Here is a 23,085-nt window from a genome sequence, read left to right on the forward strand (position 1 = left end):
TAAAATCCCGCAAAATTTGGAATTTGGCATGAAAAACAAAAAAGACTTCGTTACCGAAAGATTTAACGTCGCCTTGATTCTAGGCGCTGCGCTGCTTACGCTTGTAGTAGTTTGCGAGATTAGCTTTTTGCGCACTAGGATCGCTACGCAGCTTGATTTGCGGACGCGCACGGCGATTACTTTACTTAAAAATACCGACGAGTCGCTTTTTAGCGAGCTTGAAATTCTAAAAGAAACTATCCTTTCTTTAGACGCAAGGCACGAAGCTATGCAAAGCAAGCTTTATGCGGATTTGATCCGTAATGTCGTAAAATCTTCTCATAGATTTGACGCTATTTTTTATCTGCGCGCCCGCGGCGCGGAGCAGGAGAGCTTGGCGCATTTTTCATCGGATGCGCGTATTTCGGATCTTGGCGAGATACGGCTTGCGGATATCGCAAGCGAGCTAAAAAAGGATGAATGGGTATCGCGCTATATGATGATGGATGGGGCATGGCGGTATTTTTTAATCAAGCGCGTAAACGCTGATTCATATCTGCTAGGTTTTGCCAACACTGCTAGGCCGATTGCCAGGCTCTCTTCGCTGGGAGATATTTTGGTCTTTAACGCCGAAGGTAAATTTTTTAACGCTCCTGGCAGCGTAACCGATATATTAGGGCAGGATTTTGATTTTTCGCGCCTAGGCGAAGTGGTAAGCTTTGAAGACGAATCGGGGTTAAGTTTTGCTTATCTTGCGAAATTTGGAGATAATTTCGTAATGGCTCGCGAACGAGCCGGCTATTTTTTGGGCGTGGACGATTTTATCGTCGTAGCGCTAGCAGCGGCTATTTTAGCTTATTTAATCCTTCTAATTTCAAATTTTACGTTTTTAAAAAAGCGCGTTTTTATCCCGCTAGCGGCAGTTCAAAACGCTCTGCGCCAAGGGGATTACCACTCCAAAATTCGCGATATAGAAGCGCTAAATCCGCTAAGCTCCGTCTTAGAAATTTCTAAATCCATAGACGAGGTCTTGAAGTCTAATTTACGCCACGGCGATTTTAGCCTCAGCTTTAAAGATGCGCTAAAATACAGCTCTCTTTCGGTGCTTAGCATCGATAACGTCGCAGGCACGATCGAAAGCGCTAGCAACGGTGCGCGCGAGCTTTATGGCGATGACGTCGTAGGACGGAATATCTTCGCGCTGCAAGCAGGCTCGTTTTACGATCACGCCTATCAAACCCAGCGCGCAAACTACGTCAAAGAAAACTATGTCGTAACCCGCCAAGAGACCAAAAATGGCGTCAAAGACCTTTATGTTAAAAAATCTTATATTCGCGACGGAAGTAAAATTTCAACCCTTTTTGTGGTGCTCGATGCGTCAAAATATCGCAAATTTTATGACGAGACGAAGCAAAAATATGAGTATTTAAATCACGCGCCTATCGTTACACTCGTGTTTGACTACACTTCGGGCAAGATCGTAGATGCTAGCAAAAATATAAAAGAGCTTTGGGGCTACGAAGCGGCGCAGTTTTTAAGCGGCGAGATAAGGCTATGGGATTTGCTGGATGAAAAGGATGCGAATGAGGCTAAAAACGAGATCTTAAACCGCTTAGCCGATATGCCTTCAGAAGAGCTAAGTTTTTCTCAAAGCTATAAAATTCGCCACAACGACAATATCCGCTATAGCTACGAAGTGAGCATCTATGTCAAAAAGTCCGCCGCCAGGGCTGCGTTTTATTTTCAAAATATCGATGACGATGTTAAGGCGATCCGCGGCTTGCAGGAGGATTTGGACTTTTACCGCACCGTAATCGAGACTAGGAATTTTTGCACCTGCTTAATCGATCTTGATGCGCAGACGCTGTCGTTTGATAAAAATTACTTTAAAATTTTAAAATATCGCGGCAAAAGGCTAAACACTGCGATGAGCTTTGGGGAGTTTAGTTATGAAATTTACTTCGCGGATTTAGAGAATTTCAACAAAATGATCCGCGAATGCACCGCCGGGCTTAGGAGCGATTTTAGCTGCGAATTCCGTCTGCGAAACGCCGCTAATGCCTATACTTGGATCAGTATGCAAGGTTACGTCACCGAAAAGCAAGGCTCGCGTTCGCGTTTGGTAAAAACTACGCTCGAAGATATCAGCTCGCGAAAGCAAACGGAGCTAGAGCTAAATTTAAATGCCAACGTCTTTTCGCGCTCATTAGAAGCAATCTTAATTACAGACGAGAACGGTCGAGTATTGCGCGCTAATAACGCTTTTTACGAAATCACCGGTTACAATGAGAACCAGACCATCGGCAAAATTCCAAATTTCTTCGCTCCTACCGAGGGCGGGGCTGATGTGATGGGGAAGATCGGAAAAAATTTGATCGGCAAGCAGACTTCTTATAAAGATGAAATTTACGGGCTTAAAAAGGACGGCGGCACCTTCCCTGCGCTATTTACGGCGATTGCGATCAAAGATGATTTCTCGCTCGTTTCAAACTACATCTTGATGTTTACCGAAATTTCGCAGATCAAACAAAAAGAGAGCGAGCTAGCCAAGATCGCCCACCATGACGCACTTACGGGGCTTCCGAACAGAGTGTATTTTATGAAAGCCGCACAGGGCTATACCGCAAACGCGGGCAACAGCGGCAAATTGATGGCTGTGCTTTTCATCGATTTTGACGGCTTTAAGGCGATCAACGACACCTACGGGCACGAGGTCGGCGATATGTTTTTGCAGGCTATCTCAAAGGCAATGAGCGGGCTGCTGCGCAAAGATGATATCTTGGCGCGCCTAGGCGGCGATGAGTTTGGCGCTATCATTGGCGATCTGCAAAGCAAGGATGCCGCGCATGTGCTATTAGATCGCCTGCTTGGAATTTCAAAGATGAAATTTAATCTTAAAGGAAACGAGATCAGCGCAAGCATCAGCGTAGGCGCGGCGTTTTACGACGGCAGCGAAAAGATCGATTTTCCAGGACTTTTATCGCGCGCCGATAGGGCGATGTACCGTGCTAAAACGAGTGGTAAAAACCGCTACTGCATCTTTGAGCGCGCCGAAGCAGACGGACCTAGCGAAGAAGGGATTGCTGCGGCGATCGAAGAGGGGGAGTTTTTCGTGCTCTATCAGCCGATCATTAGCGGTGCGCAGATTTATGGATATGAGCTGCTTTTACGCTGGGATCGCGGAAAGCGCGGAATTCTTGCCCCGCAGGATTTCGCGCAGATATTAAGCGAGCCGCGATTTGAGTTGCCGATCTCAAAATTTGCGTTTTCAAAGATGATGGAATTTAACGCTCAAACGGGCGCAAACTGCTCTATAAACGTAAGTCTAGCCGTGCTTACAAACGACGAATTTTACGATTTCGTAGCTCATAGCTTGCGAGACAGGGCTAATGCAAAAGGCGAGTTGATGTTTGAGATAACCGATTTTAGCGAGCGAAATTTTGAGGAATTCGCCCCTGCGCGTGGGCGTTATGCAGATCTTGGGGTTAAATTTGCTCTTAATAGCGCAAATAAAAGCAATGTCCCGCTCTTGAATGCCCAGCCTTTCGATGTCGTTAAAATCGACCGCGAGCTCTGCCTTGACATAGGCAAGAAAAAAAATGCTATCCGAACGATGGTGGAGATCACGGGCAAGCTAAAGCGGGAGTTTGGATTTGCTCTCGGTGCTCAAGGGGTCGAAAACGCGCTATCGCTGCGGCTTTTAAATAATTTGAAATTTAACTATCTGCAGGGAAATTTTATCGCAAAAGCGCTGGATCGCAAAGAGATAGACGCTTTCATCGCGCGCTTTAAAGATACGCCCAAGCTCGCAGCCATCGACAAAGATGAGTTTATCGGCTTTTTAAACGCGCTTGATTACAAAGAGCTTGCTTTAAGTTTTGTTTCGCGCGCCGATGCGGGCGATCTGAGCCTCGGAGAGTTTGAAGGCTTTAGAGCGAAATTCGGCGAAATTTTAAATAAAACTCAAAGCGCGGGCAGCGAGAAATTTGCGCTAAATACAGAAATACGTAAGCAAATTTTAGATATTCTTTCGCTTGATTACCGCGTTTTGGCAAGCTTCATTCAGAGCTTTAAAACGCAGCTGAATCAGTTCATAAGCGATTTGGAGGCAGCATGATAGATAGCGTTAGCGCCGATTTTGATCACGAGATACCCAACGGCTCGAGGCTGTATTTCGGAAAGAGCGCGCAGCTCAAGCGCGAGCTGGAAAATAAAGCGAGCGAAATCCTCGTTAAAAACGACTTTAGCGAAATTTTAACGCCATATTTTTCATATCATCAGCACCTAAGCGTCGCGCCGCAAAAGCTTCTCAAGCTCTCCGATCCCACAAATCACGAGCTAGCGCTTCGCGCAGACAGCACCGTGGACGTCGTGCGTATCGTGCGCAAGCGGCTGAAAGACGATAAGCTAAGGCGGCTATTTTACGTTCAGCCGACCTTCAAATACCCAAGCGACGAGTTTTATCAGATCGGCGCGGAGCTGATCGGGGAGAAGAATTTGCCTCTTGCGATCAAAATCGCGCAGGAATTTTTTAAAGAATTTGATCTTATGCCCGCGCTTCAGCTAAGCAATATCAAGATTCCCAAAAAAATTTGCGAAATTTTAAATTTGCCGCTTGAAATTTTTGAAAAGGGTAAGATTGAGACGCTGCTTGATCAAAATTTGCCTTGGCTGGACGCTACGGCTCGCGCCGTGTCGCTAAAGGACGTGCAGGCTCTGCGCGCGCAGGTACCTGAAGAGCTCGTGCCTTGCCTAGATGAAATTTTAAGCCTAGGCGTGGATTACGAGCGTATCTGCGTTTCGCTGCTGTATTACTCTAAAATGCGTTATTACGACGCGCTATTTTTTAGATTTTTAGACGCGGGCACGGTGTATTGCAACGGCGGAAATTACGAAATAGACGGGCTAAAATCCAGCGGCTTTGCGCTGCTAGTGGATGCTTTGATAGAAAAAATTATGCAAAAGGATGAAAAATGAGCAAAGTTGACGTAGTCATCGGCGCCCAGTGGGGCGATGAGGGCAAGGGCAAGATTGTAGATATGATAAGCGCGAATTACGATTTCGTATGCCGCAGCAGCGGCGGGCACAACGCAGGCCACACTATCGTCATAAACGGCGAGAAATTTGCGCTGCATCTGGTACCCAGCGGCGTGCTTCATAAAAATATCATCAACATCATCGGAAACGGCGTCGTGATCAACCCCGACGTGCTGATTACCGAGATGGCGCAGTTTGAAAATTTAAAGGGCAGATTTTTCATAAGCGAGAAGGCGTTTTTAAATTTACAGTACCACTCGCTGATCGATCAGACGCGCGAAAAGAGTAAGGGCGAGCTTGCGATCGGCACCACCGGCAAGGGCATAGGACCTGCGTATGCCGATAAGATCGCACGCACGGGGCACCGCGTAGTGGAGCTTTTAGAGCCTGAAAGGCTTGCCGAGGCGCTATCGCGGGATTTCGCTTCGCATGAGAGCGTTTTTGAAAAAGCGGGGGTTAAAATTCCTAGCAAGATTGAAATTTACGAGGAGCTAAAGCGCTATAAAAGCGCGCTCGAGCCATACATCGCCGATACCACGCACATGCTGTGGAAGGCGCTTGATTACGACAAGCGCGTGCTCGTAGAGGGGGCACAAGGAAGCCTGCTTGATATTGATCACGGCACCTATCCTTACGTCACGAGCTCGACGACTATCGCGGGCGGGGCTTGCAGCGGGCTCGGGCTCGCGCCGAAAGATATCGGCACGGTGATGGGAATTTTAAAAGCTTACACCACCCGCGTAGGCAACGGGGCGTTTCCTACCGAGGATAAAGGCTCGCAAGGCGAGGCGATGCGCGAGATCGGCAAAGAGTATGGCACCACGACGGGCAGGGCGCGCCGCTGCGGTTGGTTCGACGGAGTGGCTACGAAATACGCTGTGCGCCTTAGCGGCATCGACAAGCTCGCACTGATGAAGCTTGACGTCCTGGACGGCTTTGAGAGCATTAAAATTTGCCGCGCGTATCGCTACAAGGGTGAGGAGATCGATTATTTCCCGATCGATTTGGAAGCTGCCGAGCCGGTTTATGAGCAGATGCCTGGCTGGGACAGCGTCAAGGGAATTTCAAAATTTGAGGATCTGCCGCAAAACGCGCAAAATTATATCCGCAAAATAGAGGAGCTAAGCGGCGCGAAGGTGGGCTTCATCTCCACCAGTCCGGAAAGAAGCGACACGATAATTTTATGAACCCGGTGAAATTTTAAAATTTCACCCGTTGCGGGCGGCACGACCGCTCGTAGAACTGAATTTAAAGGAACGATCATGCGAATACGACTACCACACGTGCCATATATCGCGCATAAAATAGCGCTGGATCTGCTAAACTCGGGCTGCGTTACGCTTAGTGCGGGCATAGAGCCCGTCGCCAAGGAAGCCGACGAGATCATAAGGACCGATCTGCAAAAAGAAAGAGCGATAGACGAGCGCGCAAACGAGCTGATAGATGAGCGCATAAGCGAGCTAGATGAGATGAGCGTGAATAAAAAAGATATGTTTTGGCTCATCAAGCGCCACATCGCAAACGACGAGAATTTCGAGCTAAATTTTGAGGATCGCTACGGCACCATATCGCATAAAATTTTAGAAACCGTCTGGAAGAAAAATTTGATCGATTACAAAGTCTCGGAAAACAGGCTAAAGACGATAATTTATAACGCGATCGACGAATATCTTAAAAATTATCAAAAGATTGAGGATGCGGTCTATGAAAAGATCGATGGCTACAAGCAAAAATTGATCCCAGGCACCGAAGAATACGAGCTGGTGTTTGAAAAGCTCTACGAAGAGGAGCTAAGAAAACGGGGCATGCTGTAATGAACGCGTATATCTATATAGAAAACGGCATCTACCTGCAAGCTAAGGCGTTCGGCAAGGGCGGTAGCGCATTCGGCGAGCTCGTGTTTAACACCTCCGCCACGGGCTACGAGGAGATCATCTCCGATCCCAGCTACGCGGGGCAATTCATTATCTTTACGATGCCCGAAATCGGCATCGTAGGGATCAACGAAAACGACAAGGAAAGCTCCAAAATCCATGCCAGCGGAATTTTTGTAAGAAATTTTAACAACGAGCCTTCAAATTTCCGCTCGCAGATGAGCTTGGAGGATTATTTTCTGCAAAACGGAAAATTCGGTGTTTACGACATCGACACTAGATTTTTAACCAAGATGCTGCGCGATCAGGGCAGTTTGCGCGCTTTCGTCTCTACCGAGATCAGCGATAAGGCGGCTCTTAAAAAGGCGCTTAGCGAGTCTGCGCGCATAGAGGAGATCAACTACGTAAGCATCGTAAGCACGAAGGCGCCGTACAAGCACACATCGGGTCGCTGGGACGCCGCACGCGGAAGCTACGCTCAGCCCGCAAGCTGCGGCAAAAAGATAGCCGTGATCGATTACGGCGTAAAGCGAAACATCCTAAACGAGCTTTGCGATCTAGGGCTCGGCGTCGAGGTTTTCCCGCACGACGTTAAAGCAGAGAGCTTGATTGCTAAATTTAAAGAGGGGCAGATCGACGGCGTGTTTTTATCAAACGGCCCGGGCGAGCCTCGCATGCTTAAAGAGGAGATCGCGCAGATCAAAAAGATGGTCGAAGCGCGCGTGCCGATTTTTGGAATTTGCTTGGGTCATCAGCTGCTAAGCAACGCGATGGGGTATGAGACCTACAAGCTGAAATTCGGCCAGCACGGCGCAAACCACCCCGTGCAAAATCTGCGCACCAAATCGATCGAGATCACTGCGCAAAACCACAACTACAACGTCCCCGAAACGATCGCGCAGATCTGCGAGATCACGCACCGCAATCTTTTCGACGGCACGATCGAGGGGGTGAGATACAGAGACTATCCCGTATTTTCGGTGCAGCACCACCCCGAAGCCAGCGCGGGGCCTACAGAAAGCAAATATATCTTCAAAGAATTTCTTGAAATTTTATGATTTTTGAAATTTTGCCTGCATTAAATTTTACCGCGACTGCGCGGTAAAATTTTAAATTTACGGCAAGCTTTAAATTTTAACGCAGTCTTTGCGTCGTGAATTTAAGACTCGTCGCAGCCTAGATAATTGCAGGCTGGAGAGGTACGCAAAGCGCACTTTTGCGGACTTAGGATTGCCGCGGCGATTTTGAATTAAGCGGTTTTTGGATGAAGCGATCTGTGCTAGTCGCGATTTTAAATTTAAACTGGCTGCGCGCCGCATGCTTTTCATTTGCGCGATTTTGCTTCCACGTAGCTTTTAAGCGCACGCGCGGCTAAATTTTATGCGTTTTAAATTTAAAAATTGGGCTTGGCGCGCTTAGTCCTTTCAAAAAACAGATCCTGCGGCACATTTCTCATAGCTTCAAGCTCTTTAAATTTGACGAACCATTTTGTTGCCGTTAAAAGTTCCGCTAGCAAGCTGCCCTGTCGCCCGTAAAATTTTATCTAACGCCGTTTACCTGCTAAAACCTTATCAGCGCTGTTTCATTTCCCTCTAAAAGCCATTTGCCTAAAATAAAATTCCACTCCGCCGCGTAGTGAAATTTTACCTGCGTTTGCTTTGAAATTTTACTTTCAGCTCCTTTTAAATCTCTTTCGCACCGATAAGATTTAGCTTGCGTCATTTTAAATTTTTGTCCCATTCCTAGGCTGCGGTTTTTATCCATGCTTCTTTTTTAATCCCGCCCATATTTGCACCTAAAATAAGAGTTGTGTTACTTTATAAAATTAAATTTTTAACTTAACATTATTTTAAGCTCAATAAAAGAGAAAATTTGAAAGAATTTCGTTTGAAATTTCGCCTTGAGGGGTCTGCTATGAGCTGCGCTTTAAAAGAGCTGGACGTCTTGCTAGTCGAGGATGATACTAAATTACTAGCCTCGCTGCATAAGGCGTTTGAGGGTATTTTTAACAACGTTTACAATGCCCAAAATGGGCTTGAAGGTGTAAAAAAATTCAAAAAATTTAGTCCCAATCTCGTCATTACCGATATTTTAATGCCAATCGAGGATGGACTAGCGATGATACGTCAGATTAAGCAGATCTTTCCGCATGCCCCAATCGTGGTGCTTAGTGGCTTCAGCAAGGAGGAGCAGCTAAAAGGCGTTATGGAGATTGGCGTCGAGCGGTATTACTTTAAGCCGGTAGATATCGCCGCATTTGTGTTAGAGATAAGTGCGCTGATGAAGTCTAAGCTGAACTCTGTACGAGTCGTAAATATGGGTGCGGGCTACGTATTTGATGGGCTTCGTCGTATTTTACTGAAGGATGGCGAGCAGATCGTGCTTACTAAAAAGGAGCTTTCTTTTGTTTCGCTGCTAGCCAGTCGCGTGGGCGAGCTGGTGCTTTACGACGAGATCAAGCGTTATGTTTGGACCGAAGGAGCCGTGAGTGATACGGCGCTTCGCACCTTCGTCAAGCGTATCCGCGATAAAGTGGGAGGTGAAATCATAAAAAACGTCCCGAGCCTGGGATACAAGATCGAGCTTGAGCCCGCTTAAATTTGATCGCGTTTTTGCCGCTTTGTAATTTACGGAATCCACTCGTAAAATTTTGCGTCGAAATATGCCGCGATTAATGCGGAGCGAGGTAGAATTCCGCGCCAAAGCGCCATAGATTAAAATTTTACGCTCATCCTAAATTTACTAAATTTGACTTGATAAAATTTAACCTCTCAAGCTTTTCAAAAACTTCTTTGCTTAAAAGCCCAAACTAAAAATTTCTTGCTAAAATATCGCAAAATTCCGCGTTCTGCGAATCGCTCTAAAGGATTTGTTTTGAAAAATTTGCCCTCTAAAAATCTCTTTGTCTACACTAGCTCGCGTGCGCTACGCGCGGCGCTGCAAAACGAGAGCGGCGGCGTGTTGGCGCCCAGGATTACGTTGGCGGAATTCTACGAAAAGGCGCTTTTTGTGCCGGATCTTGTCGCTTGCGGCGAGATAGATCGCGCGCTTTTTATGAAACAAGCGGTAAACGAGAGCAAGCGCGCAGGCGAGAGGCTTAAATTCCCTAACGAGCTTTACGAGTTTATGCGCAACCGCGAGTATCTTTTCGGCTTTTTCAAGGAGCTTGCGACGGAGCGCGTGAGTATCGATGCGCTCGATCTTAGTGACACATACGCGTGGTATGCCGAGCATTTTGAAATTCTGCGAGAGCTAGCGGGGGCGTATGCAAGGATTCTGCGCGAGCATGGATTTTACGACGAGATCACGCTACCCGCGCTTTATGAGCTAAACGAATCCTATCTGCGCGGATTTGAGCGGATAGAAATCAACATCGACGGCAATCCTAGCGCATTTGAGTTCGAGGTTTTTAAGCGCGTGGCGGAGCTGAGCGAGGCCGTACTGAGCTTTAGAGCCACGACTTTAAATTCCAAGCCCGTGCGCGCGTTGGAAGAGCTTTGCGGCATAAGCTTAGAGTTAGGTTTTGCATACCGCGTAAATCTTGGTACGGGTGAAATTCTAAGCCGAGAGCCGCTAAGCATGGGCGGAGCGGTTGTGTGTAGAGGCTTTGAGTTGCGAAGCTTGCAGGCGAGCTATGTTTTTGAAAAAATTTCATCCTTCGTGCGCGTGGGCATCGCGCCGGAGCGCATTGCGGTGATTTTGCCCGACGAGAGCTTTGCCGGCACACTGCGGCTTTACGACGAGCGCATCGCAAGGGCTCGCGGTTCGCACAGGCTGCTAAATTTTGCGATGGGCGAGAAGCTTAAAGATAGCCTATTTTATGTAACGCTAGAGAAAATTTCGCAGTGTTTAAAAGAAGCGCGCACGCCGAAATTTGGCGTAGATTACCGCGCATTCAAAAGCCCAGGCGGAGAATCTTTGGATACGGAGGATTTCGCGGTACAGCAAAATTTAACGCTAGGTAATTTCGCTTCCGAGAATTCTGCATCGCAAAATTTCGCGCAGCAAAATTCCGCGTTTGATTTCGAAATTTTTTCAAATTCTAAAGCGGATTTAAATTTTATATCTGCGCGAGAGCTTGAAAATACGGAAAATTTTGAAATTCTGCACGAAATTTCGGCGGAACGCTCGGATAGCGCGGAGGAGGAAAGCTTTTCGGTAGAGTTTGCAGAGTTTCAAGAGCCCTTGGAGTGTGCGCAGCAGCGCGATTATTCGGTTAGTGCAAAACGGCAGGAGCCTTCAAGGAAGCAGCAAGGGAGCCTACGAGACTCTATGCAGCGGGAGCATATAGAGCTTGAGGAAGAAGATGGGTATTCAAAAAGCCCTGAGCAGCGCGATCGCTTTAGGCGCTCTAAAATACGCGAGGGCGCAGATGAGTATCCGCAGCGCCCAAACCCGCAGGAGCTTGATCTGTTTTTTGCGAGTGTGGGTGTGGATGAGGCGCTTTTTGGCGAGTTCGCGCGCGATTTTGCAAAGCAAGTAAGCTTCGAGCATTTTGCGGCACTAATTACCAAGCTCGCCTGTTTACCCAAAATTAGCGATGCGCTGCTGCAAGAAAAGCTAAAAGAGCCGCTATATCTAATTAAAATTTTGCTTCGAAAATTTAAGGACGAAAACCTAAGCTTGGGCAATCTAATCGATCTTTTTTTGTTAGAAATTTCGCGCATTAAGCTTGATGATGTTCGTGGCGGAAAGGTCACGGTAATGGGGCTTTTAGAGAGCCGCGGACTGCAATTTGACGGCGTGATAATCCCAGATTTTAACGATGATCTGGTGCCAAAGCGCAGTAGCGGAGAGATGTTTTTAAACTCTGCTTTGCGCGCTAGAGCAGGGCTCATCAGCCACGCAGACCGCGAAAATTTACAAAGATTTTACTACGACGGCTTGCTAAGAGGCGCTAAAAAAAGCGCGATTTGCTATTTGCAAAGCGTCGAGAAATTGCCTTCGCGGTTTTTGAAAAGCTTTGAAGTGCAACAAGACGCGGAATTTTCGCAGGAGGATTATTTGCGGCTTTTTGGGCGAGAGGAATTTAAGCCTGTATTATGCGGACAAGAAGATCCCGTGACTCGCCATGATTTTTTTGCCGAGGAGCTGTCGTTTTCGCGGCTGGATACGTTTTTAGAATGCAAGAGGAAGTATTATTACCGCTACGTTTTCGGACTGAGGGAGGGGCTAAAATTCGGTGAGGACAATGCGCTTTTAGGTAAAATTTTACATACGAGTTTTCAGCGTTTATATGAGCGAGCAGGGATGAAATTTAGCATGGAAAAATTTCGCCCTATTTATTCGCAGCTTGCGCGAGAAGCAGGGATTGCGCGCTTTGATGCGGAGCTTGAGCTAAAATCGGTAGAAAAGCTAGCTAAGCTTTTAGAAGAGCATGAGCAAATTTGGAGCTTTAGCGGTAGTGAAGTATCGCTAAAAGGCGAGCTTGACGGAGTGCGGCTGAGCGGGCGGATCGACCGCATCGACGAAGATAAGGCAGGGCGGAAGTTTATCATCGATTACAAACGTGGTTCAGCTAAAAAGCATATGGAAAAATTCCAGCTTACGTTTTATCGCGCGCTTTTGGCTCAGGAGTGCGAATGCGCCTATCTGTCGCTAAAAGATTGCGCGTTTGCGGCTCCTGGCGACAAAACGCCTAGCTTAGAAAATCTGCGCGAGATGCTAAGCTCTATCGGTAAGGAATTTGCAAGCGAGGTCGCTTTTACGCGCACGCAGGCGGTGCAAACCTGCGAATACTGCGATTATAAAATCATTTGCAAGGGGCAGATCGATGGCAAAATTTGAAAATTATCTGGCGCTTGAAGCAAGCGCAGGCAGCGGCAAGACCTTCAATCTCGCGGTCAGGTTCATCGAGCTGGTGCTAAAGGGCGAGCCGATCAATGAAATTTTAGCTCTTACTTTTACCAAAAAAGCCGCTGCTGAGATGAAAATGCGTATCGTGGAGAAATTTCAAAATTTGCTGCTTTTGCAGGATGGCTCGCTAAAGCCTAGCGCCGAGCTGGAGCAAATTTGCGAGGATCTAAATATGAGCGCGGATGAGGTTTTGGCAGCGCAACAGCGCCTACTGCCTAAATTTTTAAGTGAGAGCCTAAACGTCTTTACCTTTGATGCGTTTTTTGCAAAAGCTCTACGCTCCTTTGCGCTAAACAGCGGCATTGATCCAAGCTTTGAAAACGATGAAGGGATTTTGGGTGTGCAGCAGGCGGCGTTTTTAGGCGCGATTTGTAAAAACGAAACGCTACTAAGAGAGGTCGTGGATTATGTAAGTGATTCAGGAATGACAAAGAACGAGTTTTTAAATAGCTTACAAAGCATTTGGAGAGGCGATATAAGCATAAATCCGCCCACGCTTCCCGCAAGCTCCGCGCTAGCAGAGATAAATAAAATTTTATCCTGCTTGCAAAAAGCGGCGAGAGATGCGGGCGTAAGCGCTGGAGCCGTAAATGGGCTAAGCCCTGTTAGTGATCTTTCAAAATTATCCTCTGGTTTCATTCTTTCGGCTCTTGCCAACGGCAGTTTCGATTATTCGCGCTCGCAGCTTAAAAAAATTTCGCATCTTGACGGCAAGTTAGCAAGGCTAAAAGACGCCATAGCTCGCGAAATAGCGTGGATGGATGCGACATATGCGGCTAAGCTGGCAGGACTAATTAAAATTTATGCCGAGGCGCTTAAATCGGTGCAGCGCAAAAGCGGCAAGCTCACGTTCGGTGATGTTACCGCAGCCGTGCACTCGCTGCTAAATCCAAGCACAGAGGCGTTGCAGGGCAACCGCGAGCTTTTGTATTTCAGGCTCGATTCTAAAATCACGCATATTTTAATTGACGAATTCCAAGATACCGACATTTGCCAGTATGAAATTATGCTGCCGCTAATCTCTGAGGCGCTTGCTGGCAAAGGAGCGGAAGAGCGCTGCGGTAGCTTTTTTTACGTAGGCGATAAAAAACAGAGCATCTATAAATTTCGCGGCGCAGAGAGAAAAATTTTTGATATTTTGCGCGAGCAGTTTAGTCAAATCAAAACGCAGAGCCTGCCGCGCAATTATCGCAGCTTAAAACTCATTGTAAAATTTGTAAATGAGATCTTGCGCGATAAATTTGCGTCTTATGAAGATCAAATCGCGGCAAATAAGCTAGATAGCGATCTGCCTGCTTCGGTGCTGCAAAAAATCAAGGACTATCCGCTTTCTCATCCGCGAATGCCGCTATTTGAGGTACAAAGCGACGATTACGGCTATGTAGCAGCGTTTTCATACGACGACGTGCTAAAGGGGGCTGCGGAGCAAGCGCGCAGGCTTGTTGAGGAGTGCGGCGTGAGAGCTGATGATATCGCGATTTTATGCTGGAAAAACGAGCATGTAAGCGCACTAAAAGAGATGCTATCAGAATTCTGCGAGGTTTGCAGCGGCTCAAATAAGGCTCTGCGTTGCAGCGAGCAGGTAAATGCCGTAATTCAATATGCGAAATTTTGCGTAGGTGGCGATGAAATTTATCTGCGAAACGCCGAAGCGATTTTAGGGAGGCGGCTTAAAAAAATAGCGGTCGATTTGCATAAAAATGCGCAAAAAACGGCAGAATTTATAGCTAGCTCGCTGAAATTAAATTTTGTCGATCCAGATCTGCTGCTATTTTTTGAGACGCTGGCAAAATTTAATAGTTTTAGCGAGTATCTGTTTGCAAACGACGAAACGGAGGTGTTTGCCAAGGAACAAAGCGGCATTAAAATTATGACCGTGCATAAGTCCAAGGGGCTTCAGTTCCCGCACGTAATCGTTTGCGACCGCATCGGAGGAAAAGATCGGGGCGAGAGCTCAAAGCTCGCGACGGACTATGATTTTGCCACGCATAAGTGGAGAATTTTTTATAAATTTGCGAGCAGAAAGAGCTTGGATGCGGAATTTGCGGTGCTAATGGATGAAAACGATCGCTCTGCGCATGAAGAGGACATAAACAAGCTCTACGTGGCATTTACCCGCGCCGAACGCTCGCTCATAATCGTAAAACGCTCCGAGGCAAAAATAGATCAATACAATTATAGCTTTTTTTCGCCTTACGCCAAAAAGACCAAGGGCGCGGGCGTCGTGAAGTGGCTGGATATCCCGGATTTTCAATACGGCTACTTAATCCCAAGCTCCGTAAAATCAGAAGAGAAACCGCCGCAAAAAAAGATCGCGCTCGTAGCGGGCGAGCCTCAAGGCGCGCAAGAAAAAGCAGGCGGCGGCGAAACGGAGGCGCTAAGCGCGATATATTTCGGCGAGGCGCTGCACTATGCTCTGGAGATGAGCGAAGGCTTTGGGCCAGATGAAATTTTACGAGGAGTAAGCCTTGCAAGAGGTTGCTACGCTAAATTTTTAAACGATGCGGGTTTTGAAAATATCGCGGCGCGAGCGCTCGGCCTAAGCAAAAACGAGGAATTTTTAGCTCTGATAAAGGGCGCTTGGGCTTATAAAGAGATGCCGATCAAAAGTGCAGAGGGTGAGCTTTTGCGCGTGGATCTAGCGTGCTTTAGGCAGGATGAAATTTTGCTTTTTGATTACAAGAGCTCAGAAAAATACCTTGCGCAAAACAAAGCTCAAGTAGCGCGGTATAAAAGCGTGATCCGCGAGTTTTATCCGAATGCGCGAGTGCGTGCCTTCGTGCTGGTTCTCGAAGCTGCGGGCGCTAAGCTGATCGAAGTGAATGAGGAGGGTAAAATTTTAAAATTTAGATGAAATTTGAACATAGATAGATTAAAGACAGCTTAAATTAAGTTATACGTAAGGATATTTCTATATAATCACAGCTCAAATTTTAATAAGGCGGAAACCATGACAGAAATTACAAAGCCTAGCGAAGTTAAGCGCGACTGGGTCGTTATCGACGCGACCGACAAAAGATTCGGTAGAATGCTTACCGAAGTTGCGGTATTGCTACGCGGCAAACACAAACCAAGCTATACTCCAAATGTAGATTGCGGAGACTACGTCGTTATCATCAACGCTTCAAAAGCCGTATTTACCGGCAATAACAAAGGCGACGACAAACTTTATCACAGCTACTCGGGCTATTTCGGAAGCGTAAAGAGCGTAAAATTTCAAGACCTGCTTAAAAACAATCCCGCAAAGCTCTACAGACTTGCGGTTCGCGGCATGCTTCCTAAGACGAAGCTTGGCAAGGCGATGATCAAAAAGCTATTCGTATATGAAGGCGGTGAGCATCCTCATACTGCGCAAACAACTAAAAAAGGAAAATAATCATGGCGACAATTTATGCAACCGGAAAGAGAAAAACTGCCGTAGCTAAGGTTTGGGTAAAACCTGGAAGCGGCAAGATCGTAGTAAACGGTATGGATCTAAACACCTGGCTAGGCGGTCACGAAGCGATCAAACTAAGGGTCGTTCAGCCGCTTTTAGCGACTAAACAAGAGACCTCGATGGATATCACCGCGCAGACTTTGGGCGGCGGATATTCGGCTCAAGCGGATGCGCTAAAGCACGGAATTTCAAAGGCGCTTGCCGCGATGGATAAAGATTTTAGAGCGGCTCTTAAGCCAAAAGGTCTGTTAACTCGCGATAGCCGCGTTGTTGAGCGAAAGAAATTCGGTCGCCGCAAAGCGCGCAGAAGCCCGCAGTTCTCTAAGAGATAATGTTTTTTACAAATTTGTGGCGAAATTGTCGCAAATTTGTAAATTCTTTAAAAATTTTATGGTAATATCGAATTACAACTTTATTTGAAAGGATGTTTAATGAAGAAAGTTCTACTTGCATTAAGCTTGTGTGCATCCAGCGCATTGTTCGCTAGCGATGCTGATTATCACTGGGAGATCACCCCTACTATTGGTGGAATGACTCATGAGGGCAATATGGATTTGGATTCGAATTTTATGTTCGGTCTACGTCTTGCCAAAAATCTACAAGATTCGTTTATCGATCAAGTAGAGGTTGGTTTTGATTACTCTCGCAATATTGGCGTAGAGGATTTAGCTCACAGAGTAGGCAACGATAAGCCTGACGCTAAATATTATCACATCAATGCTGTAAAAGATTTGGTAAATTTCACCGATAATTTCAAATTATACGGCTTGCTAGGTCTTGGATATATGGATTACACTAAAGACGTTTACAACGATGGCGACCAAGATAGCGGCTTCGGTCAATACGGCTTGGGTCTAAAATACTATATTACCGACAATTTTGCTACAAAACTTGAAGCACGCGATGCTATCAGATTTGACGACGGCAACCACGTATTATTCTATACTCTAGGTTTTGCAGTTGATTTTGGCAAGAGATATGCTGACGCAGCCCCAGCTGCCGCTCCGGCTCCTACAGGCTGCAAAGACGCAGATAACGACGGCGTATGCGATAATGTCGATAGATGCCCAGGCACACCTGCTGGCGTAGTTGTAGATGAATATGGTTGCGAGAAGGTTATTAGATTAAATTTGGGCGTAAATTTCGCTACAGATAGCTCAAAAATTTCTCCTGAGTTTATGAACCAGATCAAAAACGTAAGCGACGTGCTAGTAGCTCACCCTGATTACAAAGTAATTCTAGAGGGTCACACCGATAGCACCGGTTCGAATGCATATAATCAAAAGCTTTCCGAGCGTAGAGCTGCCGCAGTTGGAGGTGCGCTTAAGAGCTTCGGCGTAGATGCTAGCAGAATCACCACTGTAGGATACGGTGAGACTAAGCCTATCGCTACAAACGCTACTAAAGCAGGTCGCGCTCAAAATAGACGCGTTGATGCTAAATTTAGAAAATAATCTTTTCTAGATCCACATAAGCGGAGCTTCGGCTCCGCTTTTTTTATATCCAAACTAAATTTTAAAATGCCAAAATTCCAAGCCACTCTGCTTTTTGATCTCGATGGTACGCTCATAGACTCCACGCCCGCGATACTGGATGGTTTTCATTATGCATTTGCGCATTTGGGCGCTACAGAGCCTAGCGACGAAGCGATTAAAAAGCTTATCGGGCATCCGTTAGAGGTAATGTTTGAGCGTCTAGGTGTGACGCGCGATGTACAGAATTTCGTGCTCGCCTACAAACAGCGATATGCGCAGACTTTTTTGGATCAGACCGTTCTGCTAAGCGGTGCGTTCGAGGCGGTTTGTGCGGCGAGCGAGTTTGCAAATTTAGGCGTCGTGACGACCAAGACGTCGAAATTTTCTAAAATTTTATTGCAGCATCTTGGTATTGCGAAATTTTTTGGCACCATCGTCGGGCGAGAGGATGTGCAAAACCCCAAACCAAGCGCCGAACCGATCTTAAAGGCGCTCGAAAATTTAGGAATTTGCGGCGCGACCGCTAGCAAAAGCCCGCATGCGGCTTGCGGTAAAACTCACGACGCGACTGCCGATGAAAATACAAGCGCTGCTAGCAGGAGCGTGATTTTGAGTGAAATTTTAACGCCTGATTTAAAGAGCCTTCCTGCGCTTGATCCTGATCCTAGCAAAGTTTACGAGCAAAATTTAAGCAGCATCGCGAGTCAAAATTCTGATAGGATTTCGTTTAGAAATTTAAGCAAAGCAAAGAGTGATAGACACGAGGCTGGCGATAATAGCCAAAAGAGCGGTGTCGACATCGAGGGCGAGAGCGATAAAGGTGGCGCGCGCGGCAGTAAAATTTATGATGCGCATGAGATAAATTCCACTCCTTGTTATGACAAAATTTGCAGTGACGAAATCCTACCTTCTGTAAGCCAAAATATCTTTATGATCGGTGATACGTCGCTTGACGCCATCTCGGCAAAGTCGGCAGCGGTGCGAAGCGTGGGCGTAAGCTGCGGCTACGGCAGCGCCTCGGAGCTACGGGCGCACTTCGAGTTCGTATGCGCGGACGCAAGGGAAGCGGTTAGGCTGATACGCGAAATTTCATCAAAATTTTAGGCGCGACGGAGCGAAATTTTTCTAGCTTCGATGCACTATTTTTGCAAATACTTATAAGCGAACCCATGCCCGAAATTTAAAATTTGAAATTCCAATGAATTTTGCGTTTTAAACAGCACGCGATATAAATATCCGCGCTATTTAGTTGGAGGGGTAAAGCGCTTTCTAGGTGTTCAAACGATAGGCGGAGTAATTCCGCATATTTCTGCTCTGGTCTAGCAAATAGCCTGTGCTGAACTAACAATGTACGGGAATATTTCACTTTGTCCATAGTACTTGATCTGATTTGTCAATGTTCGGTATTAACGACATATGGGGAAATTTTGCTACCTCGAGTAATTGTGTTTTATTCATTTTCGGTTTGTATTAACACAATGTACTGGAAAATCTTGCCGTAGCCAAATTTTACGCAATTTCGTAATATCTTTTGAGCCTGCGAACGGCCTTTGCAAGAAATTTTATGCAAGCTTCGCACTCAAATTATATGGCTTTGATTTTAGTTTAGACCCACTTAATCGCGATAAATTCTACGCTCCGCTTGAGGCAAGTATTTGGTAGGACTTTTTTTGTGCGGTCCTATCGCAAGTCTATTTGACGCTTATTTAGGGCGCTACATTCCGGGTTTTGTCGCAATTATGTTCGCTGCGGATTTTCGGTGCGATTTATATCATTTAAGGCCGCGCCCGCGCCCAGCGAGCACTAAACATATATGTTTTGAAGACAGGCTTATATGCTAAAATTTCATCCTGCGACAAATAGCTCGCGAAGGCGTAAATATAGGATAAACTAGCCAAATTTTAAAATTTAGCTCCGCGGCGAGCAGCCATATTCTTTTATCGAAGCCTATGAAAGCAGCGTTAGCTTTTGCGTTTTAATTTTATCGTTTAGGCGCAGCAGGGCTTTAAATTTAATCTAAAATTTTGCAAAATTTTAAAATTCCACCCGCTCTTATGCTTTTTTAAAGCAAAATTCTATAAAATACCGCTTCCGCAATGGGCTATCGTCTAATGGCAGGACAACAAACTCTGGATTTGTGAATATAGGTTCGACCCCTATTAGCCCATCCATCCGAATTTTAATTTCCTTTATCATGCTAGTTTTTGAAATTATTTTACGCGGCGCCTTTGCAGATAGTGGCAGCATTCGCCGGCTAAAGCAAATTGCGTCGAGCCATAAAATAGGCAAAATTTTAGCGAGCTAATAAGTAAGTTTGCCGCTTTGAAGCGGCGGATTATTTGATTTTTTCTCTGCCTTTGTAAGTGGCGATGCTTTGATACGAGCCGTCTTTTTTAAACGCTACCACGTCATAGACCTCGGGCTGAGAGCCTTGCTCCATACCTGGCGCTTCTAGTGGCATGCCAGGTACTGCTATGCCGATAACGTCTTTAGGCTTATTTTTTAGTAACGTGCGGATTTCGCCTACTGGCATATGTCCTTCGATTACATATCCGTCTATGATCGCGGTGTGGCAGCTAGCGAGCTCCAGCGGAAGTTTGAGCTCATTCTTCTTCTGAATAAGCGGCTCGTCAGCCAGCGAAATCATCTCGACTTCAAAGCCATTTTGTTCCATATATTTTGCCCAGTTGTGGCAACAGCCGCAGCTCTCGCCGTGATAGACCTTGATGTGTTCACCCGCCGCCGCATAGCTACATAATGCCGCTAAAAGCGCACCTACAAATAAAATTTTCTTCATATTTTACTCCAGTGATTAAAAGTCCTCGATTATACAATACGAATAGTAAATTTTTAAGAGCAAACCATATAACTCTAAGATTAAATTTGACGAAGCAGACCCGCTCGTAAGCCGAAATTTTAAGAAATTTTAAAATTTCGGTGTCGCGGATAAGTTGGTTATAGACACTGAGACAGTGCTGATTTGATAGCGGATTTTGATACGTATCCTTCCGAGTCGCTGGTAAGTGATACATCGCAGCCTGGCTTATAGTTTTTCCAGGTGTAGATATTGCCATTGTCTTCGGTTGTTTTGATGGAGTCTGGCTGTTTATTCCATGCAGAAATTACTTGATTGATATGAAATGCATCGCTGCGGTCTTTCGGCGCATTAGTCATACCTGTGCTGTCGGGCAAGGTCGTTTCGACCATATCAGTGGTGCCTGCGGTGGAGACCTCTTGGACTTTATCATTTACGCCGCCGATATTTGTTTTGCTGCTTTGGGATTTTGTTTGATTGCGTACTCCGCTTGGTTCGTTGGATATATTCCAGTTGGAACAACCGATAAAAAATACCGCTGCTACGAGCGCAGCTATTAAATTTCTCATAAAATTCTCCTTCAAAAATTTCGTTGCGATAGTAGCACATTTATCTTTAGTTTAAAATAAATCCGAGCCCTTGAAATTTGAAATTTCGCAGGAATTTTACGAGGCGTTTCAGTAGGAATTTATAAAATTTCGGATAATATTCAAAGTTTCATACCAAACGGGCTTTTAAATTTGCACGGCAAATGCCTTTTTGGCTACCAAATTTTAAAGGATTTTTGATGTATGCTATCATCAAACACGGCGGCAAGCAGTATAAGGTCGAAGAGGGCAACTACCTAAATTTAGATCATTTTAATGCTGAGCCGAAAGCAAAGCTCGAACTTAGCGAAGTTTTAGCGCTAAACGACGGCGAGTTAAAGGTAGGAACACCGTTTGTAAAGGGTGCCAAGGTGGTTTTGGAGGTCGTTTGCGAAGGCAAGGATAAAAAAGTCGTTATCTTCAAAAAACGCAGACGCAAAGATTCAAAAGTAAAACGCGGCTTCAGACGCCAATACACCCGCGTCAAAGTCGTTTCGATTAACGCATAAAGGACAGGAAATGGCACACAAAAAAGGTCAGGGCTCAACCCAAAATAATAGAGATAGTATCGGACGCCGCTTGGGCGTCAAAAAATTCGGCGGCGAGTTCGTTCGCGCAGGCAACATCATCATCCGCCAGCGCGGCACTGCGACGCACCCGGGCTGCAACGTAGGCATGGGTAGCGATCACACGATTTTCGCGCTGATCGACGGTGTCGTAAAATTTGAGCGAAAAGATAAAAACCGCAAAAAAGTGTCGGTTTATCCAGCCGCGTAATTACCGCTAAATCTTCGGGGGCGCAAGCCCCTCTTTTAAAATTTCATCCGTTTAAAAATTATCTTCAACTCATTTGGCTATAATTGCCGTTTTAAATTTAAGGATAGCTATGTTCATAGACAGCGTAAAGCTTAGCGTCAAATCAGGTGACGGCGGCGCAGGTTGCGTTAGCTTCCGCCGCGAAAAATTCGTCATCTCAGGCGGTCCCGACGGCGGCGACGGCGGCGACGGCGGCGACGTGTATTTTAGGGTAGATAAAAACTCCCACACCCTCTCATCCTACAAGGGTAAGCGTGAGTTTAAAGCGCAAAACGGCGCGCCCGGCGAGGGTCGCAAAAAGACGGGCAAAAGCGGCGAGGATCTCTATCTCATCGTCCCTCCGGGCACCAGCGTTTACGACGAAGATAGCGGCGAGCTGGTGCTTGATATGCTAAACGACGGCGAGACGAGGCTGTTTTTAAAAGGCGGCAAAGGCGGGCTTGGCAACGTGCACTTTAAAAGCTCGATCAATCAAGCCCCCGAATATGCGCAAAAAGGCCTAGAGGGCGAGACGCGCGAGGTAAGACTAGAGCTAAAACTCATCGCAGACGTTGGGCTCGTGGGCTTTCCAAACGTAGGCAAGAGCACACTAATCTCGACCGTCTCAAACGCCAAACCTCAGATTGCTAACTACGAGTTTACCACGCTTACGCCAAAGCTCGGACTCGTCGAGGTGGACGAATACAGCGGCTTTGTCATGGCCGATATCCCGGGCATTATCGAGGGCGCAAGCGAAGGGCGCGGGCTTGGCGTGCAGTTTTTAAAACACGTCGAGCGCACGAAAATTTTACTTTTTATGCTCGATCTTGCGAACTACCGCAGCCTTGAGGAGCAGTTTGACGCGCTGAGGGCCGAGACGGCGAAATTTTCAGAGGGACTTGCAAAAAGAGACTACGCGATCGCTCTAACTCGCGCGGACGCGGCAGAAAATTTGCAGGAAAAATTTGACGCGTTTTTGTCGCATTTGGGGCTCGCGGGCACGGCGGGCGAGATGAAATTTAAACAAGATATTTATGAGTTTGACGCCGCTAAGCCGTTTTTCGTGATGCCGATATCTTCGGCTACGGGACAAAATATAAACGAGCTAAAATTTAACCTGCTTGAGCTGCTTAAAAAGGAGCTGTAGGCTGCGGTAAAAGTCGCGCCGCAGAGGGCTTTTGCGAACGCAGGCCTTAAGCAGCCCGTATATGCGGATAAATTTTATGTTTAT

General features: G+C 46.4%; 18 protein-coding genes and 1 tRNA gene. 16 read left to right on the forward strand and 3 right to left on the reverse strand.

Annotated features, from left to right (window positions below; translation table 11 throughout):
- Positions 1 to 28 precede the first annotated feature (28 nt).
- From Q0174_RS10010 to carA, 5 genes are all read left to right on the forward strand, one after another.
- Entirely contained in the window at positions 29 to 4,096 is a 4,068-nt protein-coding gene (locus tag Q0174_RS10010) for a diguanylate cyclase (RefSeq protein WP_298043706.1), read from the forward strand.
- Positions 4,093 to 4,956 carry an ATP phosphoribosyltransferase regulatory subunit gene (locus tag Q0174_RS10015; RefSeq protein ID WP_298043707.1) on the forward strand — a complete coding sequence of 288 codons (864 nt, stop codon included), beginning with the start codon at positions 4,093 to 4,095 and terminating at the stop codon, positions 4,954 to 4,956. Before Q0174_RS10010 ends, Q0174_RS10015 begins: the two co-directional genes overlap by 4 nt.
- Positions 4,953 to 6,203 carry an adenylosuccinate synthase gene (locus Q0174_RS10020; RefSeq protein ID WP_298043710.1) on the forward strand — a complete coding sequence of 417 codons (1,251 nt, stop codon included), beginning with the start codon at positions 4,953 to 4,955 and terminating at the stop codon, positions 6,201 to 6,203. The genes Q0174_RS10015 and Q0174_RS10020 overlap by 4 nt, the downstream gene beginning before the upstream one ends.
- A gap of 75 nt (positions 6,204 to 6,278) precedes the next feature.
- Complete coding sequence (locus tag Q0174_RS10025) at positions 6,279 to 6,830, forward strand: DUF507 family protein (RefSeq protein ID WP_298043711.1); 552 nt, start codon at positions 6,279 to 6,281, stop codon at positions 6,828 to 6,830.
- Positions 6,830 to 7,948 carry a glutamine-hydrolyzing carbamoyl-phosphate synthase small subunit gene (carA, locus tag Q0174_RS10030; protein WP_298043712.1) on the forward strand — a complete coding sequence of 373 codons (1,119 nt, stop codon included), beginning with the start codon at positions 6,830 to 6,832 and terminating at the stop codon, positions 7,946 to 7,948. Before Q0174_RS10025 ends, carA begins: the two co-directional genes overlap by 1 nt.
- A gap of 502 nt (positions 7,949 to 8,450) precedes the next feature.
- Here the strand turns inward: carA and Q0174_RS10035 are convergent.
- Positions 8,451 to 8,654 carry a hypothetical protein gene (locus Q0174_RS10035; RefSeq protein ID WP_298043715.1) on the reverse strand — a complete coding sequence of 68 codons (204 nt, stop codon included), beginning with the start codon at positions 8,652 to 8,654 and terminating at the stop codon, positions 8,451 to 8,453.
- A gap of 150 nt (positions 8,655 to 8,804) precedes the next feature.
- On the opposite strand from Q0174_RS10035, the gene Q0174_RS10040 reads away from it, so the two are divergent.
- From Q0174_RS10040 to Q0174_RS10075, 8 genes are all read left to right on the forward strand, one after another.
- Complete coding sequence (locus Q0174_RS10040) at positions 8,805 to 9,488, forward strand: response regulator transcription factor (protein WP_298043718.1); 684 nt, start codon at positions 8,805 to 8,807, stop codon at positions 9,486 to 9,488.
- A 276-nt stretch (positions 9,489 to 9,764) separates the two neighbouring features.
- Complete coding sequence (locus Q0174_RS10045) at positions 9,765 to 12,677, forward strand: PD-(D/E)XK nuclease family protein (protein WP_298043719.1); 2,913 nt, start codon at positions 9,765 to 9,767, stop codon at positions 12,675 to 12,677.
- A complete protein-coding gene (locus Q0174_RS10050) occupies positions 12,664 to 15,600 on the forward strand; it encodes a RecB-like helicase (protein ID WP_298043721.1) in 2,937 nt (978 codons plus the stop codon). Before Q0174_RS10045 ends, Q0174_RS10050 begins: the two co-directional genes overlap by 14 nt.
- Before the next feature lie 96 nt (positions 15,601 to 15,696).
- Complete coding sequence (gene rplM, locus Q0174_RS10055; protein WP_005869672.1) at positions 15,697 to 16,122, forward strand: 50S ribosomal protein L13; 426 nt, start codon at positions 15,697 to 15,699, stop codon at positions 16,120 to 16,122.
- Positions 16,123 to 16,124: 2 nt separating this feature from the next.
- Entirely contained in the window at positions 16,125 to 16,514 is a 390-nt protein-coding gene (gene rpsI / locus Q0174_RS10060) for a 30S ribosomal protein S9 (RefSeq protein ID WP_005869670.1), read from the forward strand.
- Positions 16,515 to 16,613: 99 nt separating this feature from the next.
- Positions 16,614 to 17,636, forward strand: coding sequence for an OmpA family protein (locus Q0174_RS10065; protein WP_297883041.1), 1,023 nt, complete (start codon positions 16,614 to 16,616; stop codon positions 17,634 to 17,636).
- 66 nt (positions 17,637 to 17,702) lie between these two features.
- A complete protein-coding gene (locus Q0174_RS10070) occupies positions 17,703 to 18,761 on the forward strand; it encodes an HAD family hydrolase (RefSeq protein WP_298043722.1) in 1,059 nt (352 codons plus the stop codon).
- 993 nt (positions 18,762 to 19,754) lie between these two features.
- Positions 19,755 to 19,828: transfer RNA gene (locus Q0174_RS10075), tRNA-Gln, on the forward strand.
- 164 nt (positions 19,829 to 19,992) lie between these two features.
- On the opposite strand, the gene Q0174_RS10080 is transcribed toward Q0174_RS10075, so the two are convergent.
- Together Q0174_RS10080 and Q0174_RS10085 are read right to left on the reverse strand one after the other, a co-directional pair.
- Positions 19,993 to 20,454, reverse strand: coding sequence for a DUF411 domain-containing protein (locus Q0174_RS10080; RefSeq protein WP_298043724.1), 462 nt, complete (start codon positions 20,452 to 20,454; stop codon positions 19,993 to 19,995).
- Positions 20,455 to 20,612: 158 nt separating this feature from the next.
- Positions 20,613 to 21,041 carry a hypothetical protein gene (locus Q0174_RS10085; RefSeq protein WP_040303372.1) on the reverse strand — a complete coding sequence of 143 codons (429 nt, stop codon included), beginning with the start codon at positions 21,039 to 21,041 and terminating at the stop codon, positions 20,613 to 20,615.
- Between the two features lie 218 nt (positions 21,042 to 21,259).
- Between Q0174_RS10085 and rplU the strand changes: the two genes are divergently transcribed.
- The 3 genes from rplU to obgE all read left to right on the forward strand — a co-directional run bounded on the left by rplU (position 21,260) and on the right by obgE (position 23,001).
- A complete protein-coding gene (gene rplU, locus Q0174_RS10090) occupies positions 21,260 to 21,568 on the forward strand; it encodes a 50S ribosomal protein L21 (protein ID WP_298043726.1) in 309 nt (102 codons plus the stop codon).
- Between the two features lie 10 nt (positions 21,569 to 21,578).
- On the forward strand, positions 21,579 to 21,836 hold the full coding sequence (gene rpmA, locus Q0174_RS10095; RefSeq protein ID WP_291938329.1) for a 50S ribosomal protein L27: 258 nt from the start codon (positions 21,579 to 21,581) through the stop codon (positions 21,834 to 21,836).
- 109 nt (positions 21,837 to 21,945) lie between these two features.
- Positions 21,946 to 23,001 (forward strand): GTPase ObgE, encoded by a 1,056-nt coding sequence (gene obgE / locus Q0174_RS10100; RefSeq protein WP_298043727.1) that lies wholly within the window; start codon positions 21,946 to 21,948, stop codon positions 22,999 to 23,001.
- Positions 23,002 to 23,085 lie beyond the last annotated feature (84 nt).

The sequence above is a fragment of the uncultured Campylobacter sp. genome (assembly GCF_937996225.1).
Classification (GTDB): Bacteria; Campylobacterota; Campylobacteria; order Campylobacterales; family Campylobacteraceae; genus Campylobacter_B.